We start from the raw sequence: 17,547 nt of genomic DNA, 5'->3' as shown, positions 1-17,547 counted from the left end.
AACCGCCCTGCCTCGGCTTGGTTCCTCAAGCATTTGCCCGATCGGCTCTGCGACCACATGGCCGGTTGTTTCCGGGCCCGAATGCCCTAACTAGCGGTAGTCGACACCCTTCATCCGAGGCTGACATGACCGACGATGTCTTGCTGACATTCAATGCCGGGTCCTCGACTTTGAAAATCGGGGTCTTCGAGCTTGCGGGCACGCAGGCGCGCAATGTCGGCCGCGGAAAGATCGACTTCGATCAAGCTCCGCTGATGCTTCGCTACTCCATCGGAGACGATAAATACGAGAGGTCGGTCAAGGGCGACAACGATGCAAATTTCGTCTCCGTCGTCGCCGAAACCCTGGACCATATGCTCGCACATCTTCCGGGCAGGCTGCGCGCGGTCGCCCATCGCGTCGTCCATGGCGGCCTGATGTTTCGAGAGGCGACGCTGCTCGACGATGCCGCGATCGGCCGGATCGAGAAGCTCATACCTCTCGCCCCCCTGCATCAGCCGCAGGCGCTCCGTGTCATCCAGTCTATCGAAAAGCTTCGACCCGAGGTTCGGCAAGCCGCTTCGTTCGATACGGCCTTCCATTCGTCGCAATCAGGCCTTGTCAGCAGGTTGGCAATCCCGCGCGGCATGCATGATGACGGCGTGCGCCGCTACGGCTTTCACGGCCTTTCCTACAAATACATCGCCTGGCAGCTTAACAAGATCGCGCCGGCAAGCGCCGGGGGCAAAGTCATCGCATGCCATCTCGGCAGCGGCGCCAGCCTGTGCGCAATGGAAAATGGCATCAGCCGCGACACCAGCATGGGGTTTTCGGCCCTGGACGGGATCCCGATGGCGACACGTCCCGGCTGGCTCGACCCGGGCGCCCTACTCTATCTGATGAGGAGCGGGATGCGGGAGCCGGAACGGATCGAAGACTTTCTCTACCATGAATGCGGTCTGCTCGGCGTTTCCGGCATCAGCGGCGACACCCGCGTCCTGCTCGAAGACAAGCGGCCGGAGGCGGCTGAAGCCATAGATCTCTTCTGCCTGCGCATATCGGGCGAAGTCGGCCGGATGTGCGCGACGATCGGAGGCCTCGACGCTCTGGTCTTCACCGCCGGCATCGGCGAAAACCAGCCGCAGATCAGAGCCCGCGTCGCACGGAAGTTGCAATGGTTGGGTATCGAGATCGATGACGATGCAAACCGGCGCAACTCGACCTCGATCAGTGCAGGTTCCAGCCAAGTGAAGCTATTCGTGATCCCGACCGATGAGGAACAGGTGATCGCCGACGAGGCCGTGGCCCTTATCACATGACGAAAACGAGGAGACGGAAATGAATGCAGTTACCACGCCGCTCTCACCCGAAGAACTCTCTCTGATCGACCGCTACTGGCGGGCTGCCAACTACCTTTCCGTCGGCCAAATCTACCTGATGGACAATCCGCTGCTGCGCGAGCAGCTGAGGCCCGCGCACATCAAGCCGCGACTGCTCGGCCACTGGGGCACGACGCCTGGTCTGAATTTCATCTATGCCCATCTGAACCGTGTCATCAAGGCACGCGATCTCGACATCATCTACATATGCGGACCGGGTCACGGTTGTCCCGGCATGGTCGCCAATACCTACCTCGAGGGCACCTACAGCGAGATATATCCGGATATCGCCGAGACTGCGGACGGGATGCAGAAGCTGTTCAAGCAATTTTCCTTCCCCGGCGGCATTCCAAGCCATGCGGCACCCGAGACGCCGGGCTCCATCCATGAAGGCGGCGAGCTCGGCTATGCGCTCGTCCATGCCTTCGGCGCGGCTTTCGACAACCCCGACCTCGTCGTCGCATGTGTCGTCGGCGATGGCGAAGCCGAAACCGGGCCGCTGGCGGCAAGCTGGCATTCCAACAAATTCCTCAATCCGGCGCGCGATGGCGCGGTGCTGCCCATCCTCCATCTCAACGGCTACAAGATCGCCAATCCGACGATCCTCGGCCGGGCAGGCGACGACGATCTTAAAAACCTGTTCTCCGGTTACGGCTACGAGCCGTTTTTCGTCGAGGGGCACGAGCCCGCCGCGATGCATCAGGCGATGGCCGCAACATTCGATCAGACGTTCGACCGCATTCGCAGCATACAGAGAAACGCACGCGAAAAGACTTCGCCCGAAGGAATGCCCCGCTGGCCGATGATCGTGCTGCGCAGCCCGAAAGGCTGGACGGGACCCAGGCAAGTGGACGGCAAGAAGGTTGAAGGTTTCTGGCGGGCGCACCAGGTGCCCGTCGCCAATTGCCGCGGTGATGAGGCTCATCGCAAGATCCTTGAAGACTGGATGCGCGGCTATGATCCCGACGATCTTTTCGACCGCGATGGGCGGCTGAAGGCCGAGCTGCGGGCGCAGGCACCCAAAGGCGAAAGACGAATGGGTGCCAACCCCCATGCCAATGGCGGCCTGCTTCGCAAAGAGCTCCTGGTTCCCTCCATCGAGGACTACGCTGTCGAGATCGGCGAGCGCGGCAGCAAGCAGGTGCAATCGACGGAGATACTCGGCCACTATCTGCGCGACACGCTGAAGCTCAATGACATCAGGCAGAATTTTCGCATCTTCGGCCCTGACGAGACGGAATCGAACCGCCTCGGCAGCGTCTTCGAAGCGACCGATCGTGTCTGGATGGAGGCAATCGAAGACTATGACGTCCATCTAGCGCCGCAGGGCCGGGTGATGGAAGTCCTGAGCGAACATCTTTGCCAAGGTTGGCTGGAAGGATATCTGCTCACGGGCCGGCACGGGCTTTTTTCTTGCTACGAGGCCTTCATCCATATCGTCGATTCCATGTTCAACCAGCATGCCAAGTGGCTGAAGGTCTCGCGCGAGCTGCCGTGGCGCAAGCCGATCTCATCGCTGAACTACCTGCTGACGTCGCATGTCTGGCGGCAGGATCACAACGGCTTTTCGCATCAGGATCCCGGCTTCGTCGATCTCGTCGCCAACAAGAAGGCCGATGTGGTGCGCATCTACCTGCCACCGGATGCCAATACGCTGCTGTGGGTCGCTGATCATTGCCTGAGGACTTATGACAGGATCAACGTCATCGTCGCCGGCAAGCAGCCTGAATCGCAGTGGCTCGGCATGGACGAGGCGATCGCCCATTGTAAGGCCGGCGTCGGCATCTGGGATTGGGCAAGCTACGAGGAGAATACGATCGCTCCCGACCTCATCATGGCCTGTGCCGGCGATGTGCCGACCATGGAGACGCTTGCCGCCGTCATGCTATTGCATGAGGCGATCCCGGACTTGAAGATCCGAACGGTCAACGTGGTCGATCTCCTGGCCCTTCAGGATCCGGAGCAGCATCCGCACGGTCTCGAGCATCAGGCATTCGACCGGATCTTCACCACGGACAAACCGGTGATCTTCGCCTATCACGGCTATCCCTATCTGATCCACCGGCTGACCTACAGACGAACCAATCACGACAACATCCATGTGCGCGGGTTCATCGAGGAAGGCACGACGACCACGCCCTTCGACATGACGGTGCTGAACGAGCTGGATCGCTATCATCTCGCGCTGGAGGCGATCAACCGCGTGCCGGGTTTGGCCGAAAAAGTTCCGGATGCCGTGGATGGCCTGAGAGCAAAGCTCGTCAAGCACCATGACTATGTCCGGCGTCACGGCGAGGATATGCCGGAAGTTCGCGACTGGCGGTGGAAGCGGTGAGGCTGGAACGGCTCAGCCCTTCACCACCGCACCGTTAGGATTTGGCCGCGTGCGCCGGTTTTCCCTTTCGCTTGGTCGATGCCATGTCGTGAAGCTCCTTTTCGCTCATGGAGTCGACCATGCTCTTCGATGCGCCCTTCAGCTCACTCTTCTTCCTCTCGCCGCGCTTGGCGGCGAGCGCCGCGCCGGCGGCCATTTGCTGCGATTTCGACTTTGCGGGCATGATGAGCCCTCCTCTAACTTGTTTGCGATCTCGTTTGCCTATCCGGCAAAGCGTACCAGCAGAATGAGCAATACCGCCGCGGCAAGCCCACCGATGAATATCACGCGCTGCCAACGCCGTTTCAGGATGATCTCGCCTTGGCGAACATCCTCGGCCGCGAAGCTGCGCGGCTCGTCCCTGTCTGAATCGCCCTGATCTTTTCCGTTCATTGCAACCATCCGGAGGCCGGATTTCGGCGACCATTCGTGCCAGGAGCAGCCGACGCCGCGGCGCCGGTCGCAGAAGGCTGACAGAGCATAAGCCTAGGATTGATAGGTGCCGATGATGCTTGCCTCTGCCAGCGTGTGTTTCTTCACTTTCTGCCACATTGCCTCCGCCCCGACGGCATCCGGAAGGGTAACCCTCGGCACGTCAAGCGCAGCGAGCCGAAAGATATAACGATGAGGGGGATCGCCGCGTGGCGGCCGCGGACCGTCGTAACGGGCATTGCCGAAATCGTTTTTGTAAAAGCGGAGCGCCTGTTCCTGCGTCGTGTCGACGCTTTCGGCCAGCCCAGTCCATTCCGCCGGAATGTTGGCAATGCCGCAATGGCAAAACGTACCACTCGGTGCATCGGGATCCTCGACGATCAGGGCAAAGCTCTGGGTTTTATCGGGAGCACCGCCCCAAGAGAGCGGGGGGAATAAATTCTCGCCTTCCATCGCGTATTTGCTCGGTATCGGCTCGTCTTCAGCGAAGGCCTTGCTGATCAACGTCAAAGCCATCAGGCTCCTCCTTTCTGTCGCGGATTCATGCTTTTGTGAAGTTCTCAACATAAGGTGCAACCCGTCAGCACCATTATTGTTCCCGGCGCGGAACATTCATGCACAAGCGCAGTTCTATGCATCCAAAAATGGAGGAGAACAAATGACGGATGAGCGGTTCGAATGGATCAGCAAACGGGCCTATGCCATTTGGGAGGCTGCGGGGCGCCCCTGGGGATGCAGCCATCTCCACTGGGAGCAAGCGGCTGCGGAGCGCGAGATCATGGAGCGAACACGAGCATCCGTTGACGGCGAAGACGTGCTGATAAGGCTTCGGCGGAAAGTTGCGCCGCCCGAAGCCGAAAATGATGACTCTCCAAAGGACCGTAACGTCGGATAGTGTCAATACGCAGGAAATTCTCGCAGAGACAATTCCCGGGCGTACATAGCCCGGCCGAATTTTGGTGGGCGAACGGCCTGCTACGGAGCGCAATCATGGCTTCGCCGTACGTTTCTTCCTAATTCTGAGTTCCGTCTCGGTTTGGCTGGGCCGGCGTGCTCTTGGTGCCCTGCTGATTGTTTTCCGACCGGTCGGTCGGTGCGGGCTGGGCAGCTTGTCCGGCGGGCGGAGTATTGTCGATCGTGCCGCCCTGCGGCTGTCCGCCGGAGGAGCTTATGGGCGGCGCCGGGTTTTCCGATTTATTCGGCTCGATGTAACGGCCCCATAGTTCGACGCCGGCCCACACGATTGCGGCCAAAACCAGCCCCGTGACCAACACGGCGAAAAGATGCACGCCGCGCACGCCCTGACGAGCCTCGGTCGCAGAAAGCGGCTTTTTGGGTTCCTGGGGTGCCATTGCAGGCCTCCGTAAGTTGCAAATGCCATAGCGGCCTAACCTCAGCGCTGCGAGATGGTTCCATCGCGCGACGCCGCATCCCGTCGGCGTCGGCCGGAACAATGCGCATAGCCGGACGTTAGCCCTGTGAGGCTGCAGATCGTGCCAAGCGGACACGATGGTGCTGAAGAATATGGAGATTTTTCCGCTTTCTCTCCATAGCCAACGAAATGGCAGGCGAGCTTCCCACCCATCCGATCCGCAGCCTTCCCGGCATCTGGGATGCCGAAGACTGATGGATCTCTCAAGCCGACTGGTTCCGATCGCAGCGGACAACGACCCCAATCGGAAACGTTTTTCGCCACGAGAACTTCATACCGTCATCGAGGTGAACAATGACAAAGAATATCACCAACGCAATGTCGTCGACGGCTGCATCATCGACTTCGGCACAATCGTTGCAACGCAGCTTCGATTGGCCGCGCCATTTGAATGGCTGGACCTTGCCGAGATGCCGCGGCATTCTGCTGGCGGTGATAGCGGTCGCTATTTCCTCGACCTTCGCATTCGCACAACAGACGCCGAACGACGACCGGTGCAAGGCTATGGACACCAATCGACAGACGGAAAACCAGCAGCCAGGCGACGGCCAGGCAACTCCGGCACCGGACAGCGATCCAAGTCGGACGTTGGCGGACTGCGGCGGCGTTCTCAAGCCGCCATCCGTCGGCGATAGTCAAATGGAAAAGCCTGCACCAAAGGTCGGCAATACTCCCATCATCAAGCCGGGTGATCCGAAAAATGGGCAGCAAAACAGTCAACAGCCCAGCAAATAAGGACCCAGCAAATGAGGATGCCTTACGGCTTCGGTTCCGGCTGCTCGATTGGCCCATTGGTCACCGTTGTGTCCCGGCTGTCGCCGGCGGTAAATGGCTTGATGACGAGAATGGCCAGTACCGATGCGATCATCAGACCAAAGACCACGAGCAACAACATGCGCATCTCGGCGTGTCCATCTATCGCGTCTTGCTGATAGCAAGATTGCTGTCGTGCCCGACGATGCCGCCCGCCTGTCGGGAGATCGCTTCCGCGCGCTGCTTGGCTTCGTGATTTTCGACGGATCCTTCGATGATCACTCGTCCGCGGCTTACGGTGACGAAAATGCCCGCGGTATCGAGCAGCCCATCCGCTTTCAGCCTGCTTTCGATTTCCGCGCGAATTTCGGCATCGGCCCTTTCTTGTTTCCACGCTGAAGATGCACCCTCCTCAGCCGCCGGCGCCAAATCATCAAGCTGCTGCGATTGAAGGCCGGACTGCACCTCGGAGATCCTGAAGAAAACCTCATCCACCTCCTGTTTGCGACGCCGATCGCATTCGGCCGAATCCTCGCAGCGAGCATCGTCCGTACCCGGTTGCGGCGGAATATCCTGCGCCGATGCTCCTGCTGCGGCAGCCTGCGTGACATCTCCTGAGCCGCCGGCCGCCTGGTCGAGCGCTTGCAGGGTGCGAATATCGGCGCGATCCGGAGGATCCCTTGCCGTCTTTGTATTCTTGATCTCGGTCATTGTTTTCTCCCGTGTTGATAGGGAAAAACATTTGTCGCCTGCGAATGTTCCGTCTTGATCGCCGATGGTCATGTGCCCGTCGTGAGCATCTCGAAGGATACGATCTTGTGATACTCCCGGAGAGACGCAAGCAGTTGCGCGCCGCCGGCATCCAAGCCCGCCTGCCTCCATCGCACCTCGTAGGAAATATGCGCGGTCGCCTCCGTCGGTCCCATCGTCTCGGCGAGAAAGGCGAAGGCATATCCGCGCGGCTCCAGCGCCGTTTGCATGCCGGCGACCGTAACGCCGGCATCCCGCGGGAGCTCGATCACGAACCGCGCCTTCTGCCGGCGCGGTATCAGCTTGTCGAACCGTTTAAAGGGCGACAGCACGATAAAGGCGATGACCGCGCCGGCCGAACCGACGATCAATTGTCCGCCGCCGATACACAGGCCGATCGCGGTCATGATCCAAAGGGTCGCCGCCGTCGTCACGCCGGTCACCAGATCCCCGCGCTTGAGGATGGCGCCGCCGCCGATAAAACCGACCCCGGTCAGTACGCCGAGGGGAAAGCGCAGCACGTCCATCGAGGCGAATGACTGCGGTGTCTTGCCCAGTGTCGACAGCAGAAGATTGGCCTGGATCATTGTGAGGCAAGCTGCCAAGCCCACCAGAATCGTCGTACGGAATCCCGCCGCATGGCCACCAGCCTCCCGGTTTATGCCGACCAAGGCACCCGCTGCCGTCACCAATGCGAGCCGAACGACGATATCGAGCCAGTTCGGATCGAGGGGCATATCATCCATCAGATTCGGCACGTTATTCTCCGACAGAAGGCCTCTTGGGACAATTCTTCATTGAGAACAGCGCTGCGGGCTTTTCGTTCCGCTGCATCCCTCTTCCAAGGACGGCGACCTTCGATCGTGAACCTGCAACAATGCGGGATCGGGAGAACGATCGTCGTGCCTCCGCCCTTGCGGCTGTCGACCGTGGCGTGGCCGCCATGCGCCTCGGCCATGGCCTTGACGACGGCAAAGGCCGGATCCCCGCGTCGTCTCGTCTCCCATGCGGATGAGGCCACAAAAGCGATCCCAAAAAGTTCTGCCACCTTCGCCTAACTCGGCGAGGCGTCTGGCCCGCTGGCGGCTCTTTGAACCAAGCGGGCAACCACTTCGGTGCGGTTCTGCGCCTGCAACTTACGCATGATATGTTGCAGATGCATCTTCACGGTATGCCCCGACAAATTGAGTTTTCCTGCAATGACCTTATTTGAGCAGCCGCATTGCAGCTCCGCGAGGACATCCGCCTCCCGGGGAGTGAAATCGGCGATCGCCAAATATTGCGTCCTATCATCCAAGCTTTTTTCGGCCTCGTTTCTGACCGGAATATGCTCGTTTGAGCCGTTTGCAACAGCTCCCAATAGCTGTGGGCAGAATGTTCCTCCCGCCAGAACGAGACGGAGGCCGGCAAGGGCGATATCAATGGGAAGTGACGTCGAGAAAAAGCCGCGAATGCCCATCTCGAGTGCCTGACGGACTATGCTGACGTCATCTGTGCCCAAGAGCAAGGTGACAGGAGCCTCAGGAAAACGTGCAGCAATTGCCGCGAGATCGTCACGCAGGCTTGTGCTCTCAACACCTCTGCCGGCCAGATCGAGTGCAATCAGACGCACCTCCGCTCCAAGGGCTCTATCGAGACTCTCGGTGGAGATCATATCGATAAAATTCCAACCGGCGAATTCATGCTCAAGAAGCTTGACCACAGTCGTTCGCGCCAGTGTGGAATGCTGAATTACGACAATAGTTGGTGCACTGCGCCGCATCTGGCGCCTAGTTTTAGTACTGTTGGACACCTGCGTGCTCCCCGGAATATTTGCAGACCAACAGGAACACACATTATTGCTGCACTCACTTCATGTCATGACAGAAAAAAGAGGTATTCTCGATATCAATAGTCTTATCTCTCATGAGAATTCTCATAGTCTCAGAGACTCTGGCGAGTGACAACCAGAGCCTGTAAAACATGTTGAAACACCTATTTATGAGGACATGCAGAATCGACCTGTCGCTGTAGAAAATACATGCTTTCGCGGAATTCGCGTGCCACAAGAAGGTCAATAGAGCTTTCAAACACACTGAAAAGACAATCGATCTGTTACACGTGCATACAGGAAATGTCGTTGGATAGAAGAAGCTATCGATCAACTTGCACTTGATCCCGCATCTCAACTCAAGGCAGCAGCAATCGACGACCAATGCGGACAAGGCATGGTCGATTGTTGGTACCTCAGTGAAATGTGTTCCGCGGCATGTCGGCCCACGAGGCGAAAGCCCGAGCGCCCGAGACGATCCGGCATGCGGCTGGAAAAATGGCAGGAAGAACGGATTTTGCGCAGTTGAGCTCGCGCAATGCAAATGGGATTCTATCCGCTAGGTATGGATGAAGCTCAGAATGTCGTCCACGAGAGCCGAGTGGGCGTCCGTGAGGTTGCCGCCCCCGCCGTGGCCACCGATGCCGGCCAGCTGAAGCGCATGCTGATCATAGAGAACATGATCGATCTGTTGGGCGTCCGCCGTCCCGCCGGCGGGAACGGCGATGTTGATAGGATGGAAATAAGCGAGATTGACGTCTACCATGCTGCCGGTTGACGATCCGATCCCGCCACCGCCGCCCTCATGACTGCCGGTAAAGATCGTCCCCGACGACATGTTGAAGCCACCGCCGTCGCCACCGATGCCTGCAATCTGCACGGTGCCCTGATCAAAAATTGCATTGTTTGTCTGATGAGCCTCCGCCGAGCCGCCTGCCGCGCCCACGGCGATGTTGATCGGTGAAAAAATAGCCACGCTGACGTCGACCATGCTGCCGACGAAAAATCCATTGCCGCCGTGGCCGGCATAATTGTCGCCGGTAAATGTAAGTGCAGTTCCCGGGCTCATCGATGCATCATGGCTTGCGACATTATGGTCCCCTCCCGAGCCGCCAACGCCACCAATCTGGGTTGCACCCTGCAGGAACAGGGCATTGTTCGATTGATCGGCGTGAGCCACCGCGCCAGGGCCTGCCGCAACGGCAGCATTTACGGGGGCAAACAGTGCGACGTCGGTGCTTACGAGGCCGCCATAGAAGAGACCATTGCCCCCGGTGCCCGCATGACTGACGCCCCCGCCGCCGATGGCAACATTGCCGCTTCCGCCATTCCCGCCTATCCCAGCCATTTCGGTGGGATGCTGATTGATGAGCGCATCGTTGCCCTGGAAGGCGTCGGCAGCCGAATGAGGTCCTGCAATAGCGGCATTGGAGGGCATGAAGACGGCCAAAGCGTTGCTGTCGATCACGCCTACGCTTATCCCGTCACCACCGCTGCCGGCAGAATTGTAGCTCGGACCAGAAGCGACATCCAATGGAAGCCAGGTCGGCACCAGCGCCAGATGTCCCGCAGCCGAATTGGGGGCGAGGTTTTGATCGGTGCCTGTTTTGGGCAAGTCTTCCGATAAGGGACGAACTTCCGTCATTACCGTCTCCATTGCGCGATCAACCGCACGTTCCAAGCGAGCAGCATATGCCGCCTGAATTGTTCAGGGCATTGTGCATCTGAAGGTGAAAAAAACAGAGCCTGCAATTCGTCTACATCCAGTCGGCTAGTTCCGTAGCCATTTGGCTGTCATGGATGCGGCACCCGTTATGCGCGCTTAAAAGCGCCAGATCCACCCCCTGGTTTACAGGTTCGGCGTCGCACAAGCCATCTTTCGCGGCGGAAAACACTCGTTTTCAACCTTCGAACAGGATCTCCTCGCCAAGCGCAGCCTGATCGGACCCCCGGAATTCAGCCGTTTTGCCGGATAGCCTTTGATTTGAAGAACGGCGTCGCTTCGACCGGATCGCAGATATCATCATGATCGTGCCCCCCAGAGCCAAATCCATAACGACTAACCCGGAATATCGCTCTGTCACCTCCAACCATACGCCCGAAGGAACGTCGCCGATTAGCTAGATAGCTCACAGATCAAATCGCGGGTAATATTTACCTGCGGTTGTATTGGCTGGCGATGAGATGCTGGATACCCACGCCGTAGAACAAACTCGGACGAAACGAAGTAGAAGGAGGGACATCAATGCCTATTCCACAAATGTCTGACACGATTCAACTCAATGATCCAAATGCGGGCGATGCCAATGCCGGTAATGGCGGTGATGGCTACAGCCATGGGAATATCGACTACAACCCGGTTGCGTATGTCGCCAATGTGCAAACAGTCGATGGAGCATCGACCGATTTGCACAACGGCGATCATGTTTGGCAGACGGCCGATTGGACCGCCGGCGGTGGCGGAAGCGGTGGCTTTACTCAGGCCCAGAACGGCTTCCTGGCGGCGGTTACGAACACTGGCGCCGGCGGCGCGGGGGGAGATTCTCACTCCGACGGCAGTCAAGGAAGCTCGAGTGGTGGCGACGTCGCTGCGGTGAGCGCCGCGACGACCGGGACCCAGTATACGCAGCTTCTGGCTGATCAGCATGCTACCATCCTCGCAGGCGTCGGCGGCAATGGTGGTAACGGAAACATCGCTCGAGGCGGAGATATCTCGTCAGCGTTGGTTCACACCGATCCAGAAACGACGACGGTGAACAATGCTCTCGATCATTTCGTAAACGACTTCGGTCATATCGATCTCAGCCATCTGGGCTCCTGAAACTCAGATCCTGAAGGTCGCCGGCTTCGGTCGGCGACCCTCACAGGTTGCAAAATCAGCCAGCAGCCTCTTCTTGTCGGCATCAAGCGCAGCGAGATCTGATAATGGCAACGCTTTCTGCAAAGCTATCGCGCCCACAGACACAGCTCGTTGTTGCGCTCCGGGCTTGTGCCGGAGCCTTCGGATTGGTTTTCCTCTATAGCTGCGGCTACAATCTCTTCCTTCTGGCGCCTTCGATCTATCTACTCCAGATCTATGACAGGGTCCTGTCGAGCCGAAGCGCCGACACGCTTCTGATGCTGACGATGATCATCGCCGTTGCCGTGCTGGTCGGATCAACGCTGGATATCGTTCGTAGGGCAGCTCTTTCGCGCATCGGCAGCTGGCTGGATCACAGGTTACGGCCGATGGTGCTCACCGCATCATTCGAATATGCCGCTCGCGCCAATGCGGGAGCCGCCACGGAATGCTACAGGGACCTCGCCGCACTACGCCAGTTCCTCGATTCACCGGCCAGTTCCCTTTTTTTCGACGTTCCCTGGGCGCCAATTTTCCTGCTCCTGCTCTTTCTTGTTCATCCGCTGCTTGGGACCATCGGTCTTTTGAGCGCGGTTGCGCTTCTGCTGTTTGCGTTCCTGACGGAACTGGCGACGCAAGAGCCGCTTGCCCGAGCCAATCTTGCCCTTTCGAGGAGCTATCAGCGATTTGCGAGCGCCCTCAAAAACATCGAGGTGATCCGGGCCATGGGCATGCAGTATGGCGCGGCACTGGTCGTCTATCGCGATGCGGAAATGGCAAGAAGGGTCCAGGACATCGCGATGCATCGGACGGAGATCATTCTTGGCTTCTCCAAGGCAATCCGCACGCTCGCGCAGATCCTCATGATGGGATCGGCGACATGGCTGGTGCTCGCGAGCAACAGCAGCCCAGGAATCATCTTCGTTGCGAGCTTGCTGCTCGGGCGCGGGCTGGCACCCATCGAGGGCGCAATAGGTGCATGGCGCTCTTTCACCTTCGCGCGGAATGCCTTCAATCGCTTGAATGGAATGCTGATCGCCGTTGCGGCGGAACACGATCCCCGAACGGTGCCGCAACCAGAGCCCAATGGCCTGGTTCTCGATAACGTCAGCTATATTCAGCCATTCGCCAACAAGCAGATATTGACCGGTATCACATTGCGCCTCGCGCCGGGCGATTGCATAGCGCTCATCGGCCCGTCGGGATCGGGAAAATCGACACTAGGCCGCGTCATGGCAGGTGTTGTGCAGGCAACCGGCGGATGTGCTCTTCTTGGTGGTGTCGACATATCGGCTCTGCGCCTTTGCGGGGGAACCCATCATGTCGGATACCTGCCCCAGGACATCGAACTCTTCGGCGGCGCAATCAAGGATGTGATAGGCCGGCTTGACGGAGGAGATCCCGTCAAAGCGATCGATGCCGCGAAGCTGGTTGGATTGCACGAAGCGATCATGCGGCTGCCCCAGGGCTACGAGACCGATATCGGCGAAGGCGGAAACCTGCTGCTTCGAGCTCAGCGCCAGCAGTTGGCACTGGCGCGGGCCGCCTATGGAAACCCATCCCTTGTCGTTCTCGACGATCCAAACTCGAGCCTGGACTATGACGGCGAACGCATGCTGTTCAGGGCAATCGAACGCATGAAATCCAGGGGAATGACCGTCGTCATCATAACGCATCGGATGGGGATCCTGCCGGTCACCAACAAGATTGCCATTATGCGCAACGGGACGGTGGCGGCCTTCGGCGAGAGCGAGCGGATTTACGAAACCTATCTTCAACCGCCATCTCGAACAGGAACGTAGGGAGGGACGCCGCCATGACCCTTGTTCACCTGGACGCAATGCTGGCGAGGTTTTCAAATTCGTCAAGGACAGGCCAGCGGTTCGCTCGACGATCGACGGCCAAGCGACAGGCCTATTCACCGGTGATCGACCCGAAACAGCGCGGCCCCGCCCCTCCTTCGCCCATGCCGAGGCTCAGAGGCGTTGTTTGGACAGGCAACCTGCTGATCGGCGTCTTTATAGTCGGATTGGGAGCCTGGTCGGTTCTGGCGCCGCTGAAGAGCGCGGCGATTGCACCGGGCGTTATCGAACCGGAGTCCAGCCGCAAGACCATTCAGCATCTGGAAGGCGGAATTGTGCGACGGATACTTGTCAAAAACGGCGATGCGGTCACGGCCGGGCAGATCATCATAGAACTCGACGATACGAAGTTTCGCTCGGAGCGCGACAGCATTCAAGGGCAACTCTGGGACGCCGAAGCAAGCCGCGCGCGCTTGCTTGTAGAGCAGACGGGCGGTGATCATGTCGCCTATCCGCAGGACCTCCGGGCGGCAATGGACAGGGATCCTTCGGTTGGCGCGATTCTGACTGGGCAACAGAAAATCTTCGAAGCGCGGCGCCGGGTCATGCAGGCGGAAGTCGGGATTACCAATGAAAAAATCGCGCAGGTACGGCAGGAAATCGTCGGACTTGGCGCACAAAAGGCAGCATTGGCCGACAGGGCCGCAATCTCGCAGGAAGAACTGGATCAGGTCACGGTGCTCAACGCCAAAGGATTGGAAAGAAAAAGCAGACTTCTCAACCTCCAGCGGGAAAAAGCGGATCTGGATGGCCAGCAGGGTCAGGTAGAGGCGCAGATCTCCCGCGCCTACCAGGTCATCAGCGAGTCACAGGCCGATCTCGCAAAGCTTGAGAGCGACCGGTTGAGCGAAGTCGCACAGGGCATGCGCGACACGGAAGGCCAGATCATGCAGTTGCGCGAGCGCTTGCGGGCGATCGACGACCAGCTTTCAAGGACCGATATCCGTGCTCCCGACGATGGAACAATCATGAACCTGCGCATCCACACAGCCGGTGGGGTGATTGGCGCCGGCGAACCGCTTGTCGACCTTCTCCCCGGTGCCGATCGCCTTGTCGTATCCGCCCACGTCAGGCCGGAAGACATCAATCTCGTCCATGCGGGGCTCGAGGCGCAGGTTCACCTCCTTCCATACAATCAGCGGCGTGTTCCACTCTTGAAAGGTCGGGTCGAGTATGTATCGGCGGATCGTCTCACCGATACGCAGAGCGGCCAGCCCTACTTTGCCGCGACAATCCGTGTAACGGACGAGCGGTTGACGAAAATGAGCGATGTCGAGCTGATCGCAGGCATGCCCGCACAGACGCTGATCGAAACCGGCAAAAGCAGCGTGGCGTTCTATGCTATCAGACCACTTCTCGACAGCTTCAACAGAGCATTTCGTGAGGACTGAAGCGGTGATGGGCAAGAGAAGATTCGACGACGACCAGATTACGGGCATTCTGATGGAACACCAGGCCGGGGTGAAGGTAGCAGATGTTTGCCACAAGCACGGCATCAGCGAGCCGACCTTCTATCGGTGGCAATCCCTGCAGTTCGGAAATGCCGGTTTCGATGCCAAAAGGGTGAGAGCACTGGAGGAAGAGAACCAGAAGCTCAAGAAGCTTCTGGCCGAAGCCATGCTCTCGGCAGCAACGCTGAGCGAGATGCTGGCAAAAACACCGAAAGGGTAAATCCAACCTTCAGGCCGGGAGGCGGCAACAAGCACCCCCGGCCCTGTCTATCAGGAACGCGCACATATTGGACGAGGGAGCTCCCCAAGGGGATGCAAGAAGAGAAAGTCTCAATGTGACGCACCGCCGGATCTGGTCAGCTTGGTTGGAATTCAGACAGCGCTTGATCGATTTTCGCCATCACATCTGCTTGCAATGGCCCCTTCGCCAAGGCGCCGGCATTTTCCTCGACCTGCGCAACCGTGCGGAAACCGGGAATTGGCAGCGTGCGCGGCGAACGCGCCCAGAGCCATGCGAGCGCACCCTGTGTGAGCGTGCGGCCGTCTTCGGTCAGCAGTTTTCGGACCGCCTCCAGCCGCGCAGCAAATTCGGGAGCGATCCTACCATCCTTGAAGTAGACCATCCAATCGAGACTTGCGCCACGCACGTCCTTCTCGCCGACACTTTTATCCAGAGTGAATTTGCCGCTGAGCAGACCCATGGCGAGCGGACCGCGATTGATGGAAATCAGGCCGTAGCGCTCGACGAGTTCGATCATCGCCGGAACCGGCTCGAAGACGTTCATCGTATGCTGGATCGATACGAAGCCCGGCCGATGCACATGACGTGCGGCGCGATCCGGATGGTCCGTGCTCCAGCCGAAAGCGTCGATCTTGCCTTCGGCCCTCAGCGTTTCGAGTGTCTCAAAAACCTCATCCGAGGCTTCGAGCGAAAAATCGTTGAGATGGAATTGCAGCAGGTCCAAGCGTTCACGGCGCAGACGACGCAAGGACGTCTCGACAGACTGACGGATAAAAGCAGGGTCGGCGAAGGCACCCGTCATTTGTTTGGTCTTCTCGTCCGTGGCAAAGCCAAACTTGGTAGCTATGACGATGTCGTCTCGATCGCCGATCGCCCTGCCGACCACCTCTTCGGAATGCCCGGCGCCATAGTTCGAAGCGGTGTCGAAGAAGCGAATGCCGAGATCCACCGCCCGCTCGATAGCGCGAACCGATTCATTATCATCGACCTCACCCCAGCCAAGTGGCACGTCGCCGGCATAAAACGGACCGCCAATCGCCCAGCACCCCATGCCCAGGCGAGGAATGTCTCGGCCGTTCCAGAGAGCCATTGTGATTGCGCTACCAGGCTTGGTCAGCATGTCATCCTCCGCGATCGTCTGCCTTTGCAGACAGAAATAGGCAGAGACCGCCAAGTGATAAACATCCAAATCCGCAGGGTATTTTTCATCGATGAAAAACAGCCCTTGGCGGCAACGCCATAGGAAGCAGCGTCATATCGGCCTCCCGTCCCCGCACAGGAAGGTTCAGCTGGAATGGTCAGGAAGCTATGGGGCGCATCGTATAACGCCGACGAAATATCACACGCATGATATAGGTCTGCATCATTGATCGGCCGTCGCGTTTGGCGGCCAAGCGAGCGTATTCATTCACACCTGAGGGCGAAATGGGCAAAAGGAACTATTTGATCGAGGGTGTGTCCGGCAGCGGCAAGACTTCGGTAGCCACAGAACTGCAGCGGCGCGGTTATCATGCTCTCCACGGTGACCGCGAACTAGCTTATAAGGGCGACCCTTTAACCGGACGACCGCTCGATTTCTCGATGCTCGATCCGAGTATGTTGGATAGTGCCTTAGGACATCATCATCACATTTGGGACGTCGAAAAAGTTAAGTCGCTGCTGGCCGACAAGGGGCACCGACTGTCTTTTTTCTGCGGGGGCTGCAGGAATTTCCATAGCTTTATCAAATTGTTTGATGAGGTGTTTGTTCTCGACGTCGATATCGACACGTTGAAGAGGAGGTTGTCTGAGCGACCCCAAGACGAGTTTGGAGGCAAGCCTGACGAGCAAGAATTCGTCTTGAAGCTTCATGGCACAAAGGAAGAAATGCCCGGCAACGCTACGATCATTGATGCGACTGCGCCGCTCGTGTCCGTCGTAGACGATATCCTTTCCAGATGCGATCCGGGCGGCCACAATATGCGATAACCGCTGTTGACGCGATACGATGCCTCGCACGCGAAACGCGGGCGCCATTCAGACATGAAGATGCCTCAATGTCTCATTCCAAACTGTCTCGGAAGGCGTTGAAGCCGGCGTCTACATTGAGAACTGCGCCGGTGATCAGACTAGCAGCGGGACCAGCCAGGAACGAGACTGCGCTGGCGACTTCACGGGGCTCGCCCAATCGACCGAGCGATGTAAGGCTCCGCTGATAATTAGCATTCTTCAACCCGTACAATTCGCTATGTTTCAGCTGGGACAG

The 17,547-nt window shown here is 58.5% G+C and carries 20 protein-coding genes; 9 read left to right on the top strand and 11 right to left on the bottom strand.

The window, feature by feature from the left end; genetic code table 11:
- Positions 1 to 125: 125 nt before the first annotated feature.
- Positions 126 to 1,298, top strand: a complete 1,173-nt coding sequence (locus DQ393_RS26635; protein WP_112344695.1) for an acetate/propionate family kinase — start codon at positions 126 to 128, stop codon at positions 1,296 to 1,298.
- A 19-nt stretch (positions 1,299 to 1,317) separates the two neighbouring features.
- On the top strand, positions 1,318 to 3,693 hold the full coding sequence (locus DQ393_RS26630; protein ID WP_112344694.1) for a phosphoketolase family protein: 2,376 nt from the start codon (positions 1,318 to 1,320) through the stop codon (positions 3,691 to 3,693).
- 34 nt (positions 3,694 to 3,727) lie between these two features.
- Here DQ393_RS26630 and DQ393_RS26625 read toward each other — a convergent pair whose 3' ends face one another.
- The 3 genes from DQ393_RS26625 to DQ393_RS26620 all read right to left on the bottom strand — a co-directional run bounded on the left by DQ393_RS26625 (position 3,728) and on the right by DQ393_RS26620 (position 4,680).
- Positions 3,728 to 3,916 carry a DUF3008 family protein gene (locus tag DQ393_RS26625; protein ID WP_112344693.1) on the bottom strand — a complete coding sequence of 63 codons (189 nt, stop codon included), beginning with the start codon at positions 3,914 to 3,916 and terminating at the stop codon, positions 3,728 to 3,730.
- 38 nt (positions 3,917 to 3,954) lie between these two features.
- Positions 3,955 to 4,125: a hypothetical protein gene (locus DQ393_RS33555; RefSeq protein ID WP_181592424.1), complete on the bottom strand. Its 171-nt coding sequence runs from the start codon at positions 4,123 to 4,125 to the stop codon at positions 3,955 to 3,957.
- Between the two features lie 93 nt (positions 4,126 to 4,218).
- Entirely contained in the window at positions 4,219 to 4,680 is a 462-nt protein-coding gene (locus DQ393_RS26620; RefSeq protein WP_112344692.1) for a YbhB/YbcL family Raf kinase inhibitor-like protein, read from the bottom strand.
- 142 nt (positions 4,681 to 4,822) lie between these two features.
- On the opposite strand from DQ393_RS26620, the gene DQ393_RS26615 reads away from it, so the two are divergent.
- Complete coding sequence (locus tag DQ393_RS26615) at positions 4,823 to 5,059, top strand: DUF2934 domain-containing protein (RefSeq protein ID WP_112344691.1); 237 nt, start codon at positions 4,823 to 4,825, stop codon at positions 5,057 to 5,059.
- A gap of 118 nt (positions 5,060 to 5,177) precedes the next feature.
- Here the strand turns inward: DQ393_RS26615 and DQ393_RS26610 are convergent, their stop codons facing one another.
- Positions 5,178 to 5,516: a hypothetical protein gene (locus DQ393_RS26610; protein ID WP_112344690.1), complete on the bottom strand. Its 339-nt coding sequence runs from the start codon at positions 5,514 to 5,516 to the stop codon at positions 5,178 to 5,180.
- 274 nt (positions 5,517 to 5,790) lie between these two features.
- Between DQ393_RS26610 and DQ393_RS26600 the strand changes: the two genes are divergently transcribed.
- Complete coding sequence (locus DQ393_RS26600; protein ID WP_181592423.1) at positions 5,791 to 6,231, top strand: hypothetical protein; 441 nt, start codon at positions 5,791 to 5,793, stop codon at positions 6,229 to 6,231.
- A gap of 122 nt (positions 6,232 to 6,353) precedes the next feature.
- Here DQ393_RS26600 and DQ393_RS33550 read toward each other — a convergent pair whose 3' ends face one another.
- From DQ393_RS33550 to DQ393_RS26570, 5 genes are all read right to left on the bottom strand, one after another.
- Positions 6,354 to 6,497: a hypothetical protein gene (locus tag DQ393_RS33550; protein WP_181592422.1), complete on the bottom strand. Its 144-nt coding sequence runs from the start codon at positions 6,495 to 6,497 to the stop codon at positions 6,354 to 6,356.
- A gap of 14 nt (positions 6,498 to 6,511) precedes the next feature.
- Entirely contained in the window at positions 6,512 to 7,060 is a 549-nt protein-coding gene (locus DQ393_RS26595) for a BON domain-containing protein (RefSeq protein WP_112344688.1), read from the bottom strand.
- Between the two features lie 68 nt (positions 7,061 to 7,128).
- Positions 7,129 to 7,857, bottom strand: a complete 729-nt coding sequence (locus DQ393_RS26590) for an MgtC/SapB family protein (RefSeq protein WP_112344687.1) — start codon at positions 7,855 to 7,857, stop codon at positions 7,129 to 7,131.
- A gap of 296 nt (positions 7,858 to 8,153) precedes the next feature.
- The gene (locus tag DQ393_RS26580; protein ID WP_181592431.1) at positions 8,154 to 8,861 is read right to left on the bottom strand and encodes a LuxR family transcriptional regulator; all 708 of its coding nucleotides are present in this window, start codon (positions 8,859 to 8,861) and stop codon (positions 8,154 to 8,156) included.
- 607 nt (positions 8,862 to 9,468) lie between these two features.
- On the bottom strand, positions 9,469 to 10,554 hold the full coding sequence (locus DQ393_RS26570) for a hypothetical protein (protein ID WP_112344684.1): 1,086 nt from the start codon (positions 10,552 to 10,554) through the stop codon (positions 9,469 to 9,471).
- A 600-nt stretch (positions 10,555 to 11,154) separates the two neighbouring features.
- Between DQ393_RS26570 and DQ393_RS26565 the strand changes: the two genes are divergently transcribed.
- The 4 genes from DQ393_RS26565 (at position 11,155) to DQ393_RS26550 (ending at position 15,281) form a co-directional block, all read left to right on the top strand.
- Complete coding sequence (locus tag DQ393_RS26565; protein ID WP_112344683.1) at positions 11,155 to 11,730, top strand: PE-PGRS family protein; 576 nt, start codon at positions 11,155 to 11,157, stop codon at positions 11,728 to 11,730.
- Positions 11,731 to 11,834: 104 nt separating this feature from the next.
- On the top strand, positions 11,835 to 13,550 hold the full coding sequence (locus DQ393_RS26560; protein WP_112344682.1) for a type I secretion system permease/ATPase: 1,716 nt from the start codon (positions 11,835 to 11,837) through the stop codon (positions 13,548 to 13,550).
- 14 nt (positions 13,551 to 13,564) lie between these two features.
- Complete coding sequence (locus tag DQ393_RS26555; RefSeq protein WP_112344681.1) at positions 13,565 to 15,001, top strand: HlyD family type I secretion periplasmic adaptor subunit; 1,437 nt, start codon at positions 13,565 to 13,567, stop codon at positions 14,999 to 15,001.
- Between the two features lie 7 nt (positions 15,002 to 15,008).
- Positions 15,009 to 15,281 carry a transposase gene (locus tag DQ393_RS26550; RefSeq protein ID WP_162737005.1) on the top strand — a complete coding sequence of 91 codons (273 nt, stop codon included), beginning with the start codon at positions 15,009 to 15,011 and terminating at the stop codon, positions 15,279 to 15,281.
- Positions 15,282 to 15,417: 136 nt separating this feature from the next.
- Here DQ393_RS26550 and DQ393_RS26545 read toward each other — a convergent pair whose 3' ends face one another.
- Positions 15,418 to 16,422 (bottom strand): aldo/keto reductase, encoded by a 1,005-nt coding sequence (locus tag DQ393_RS26545; RefSeq protein WP_112345181.1) that lies wholly within the window; start codon positions 16,420 to 16,422, stop codon positions 15,418 to 15,420.
- A 305-nt stretch (positions 16,423 to 16,727) separates the two neighbouring features.
- Here DQ393_RS26545 and DQ393_RS26540 point away from each other — a divergent pair, with 305 nt between their 5' ends.
- A complete protein-coding gene (locus tag DQ393_RS26540) occupies positions 16,728 to 17,270 on the top strand; it encodes an AAA family ATPase (protein ID WP_112344679.1) in 543 nt (180 codons plus the stop codon).
- Between the two features lie 73 nt (positions 17,271 to 17,343).
- On the opposite strand, the gene DQ393_RS26535 is transcribed toward DQ393_RS26540, so the two are convergent.
- Positions 17,344 to 17,514 carry an SDR family oxidoreductase gene (locus DQ393_RS26535; protein ID WP_432422032.1) on the bottom strand — a complete coding sequence of 57 codons (171 nt, stop codon included), beginning with the start codon at positions 17,512 to 17,514 and terminating at the stop codon, positions 17,344 to 17,346.
- Between the last annotated feature and the right edge of the window lie 33 nt (positions 17,515 to 17,547).

This window comes from Martinezella tropici (genome assembly GCF_003287875.1).
Classification (GTDB): Bacteria; Pseudomonadota; Alphaproteobacteria; order Rhizobiales; family Rhizobiaceae; genus Rhizobium; species Rhizobium tropici_C.
This window is presented reverse-complemented; position numbering and strand designations above follow the sequence as displayed.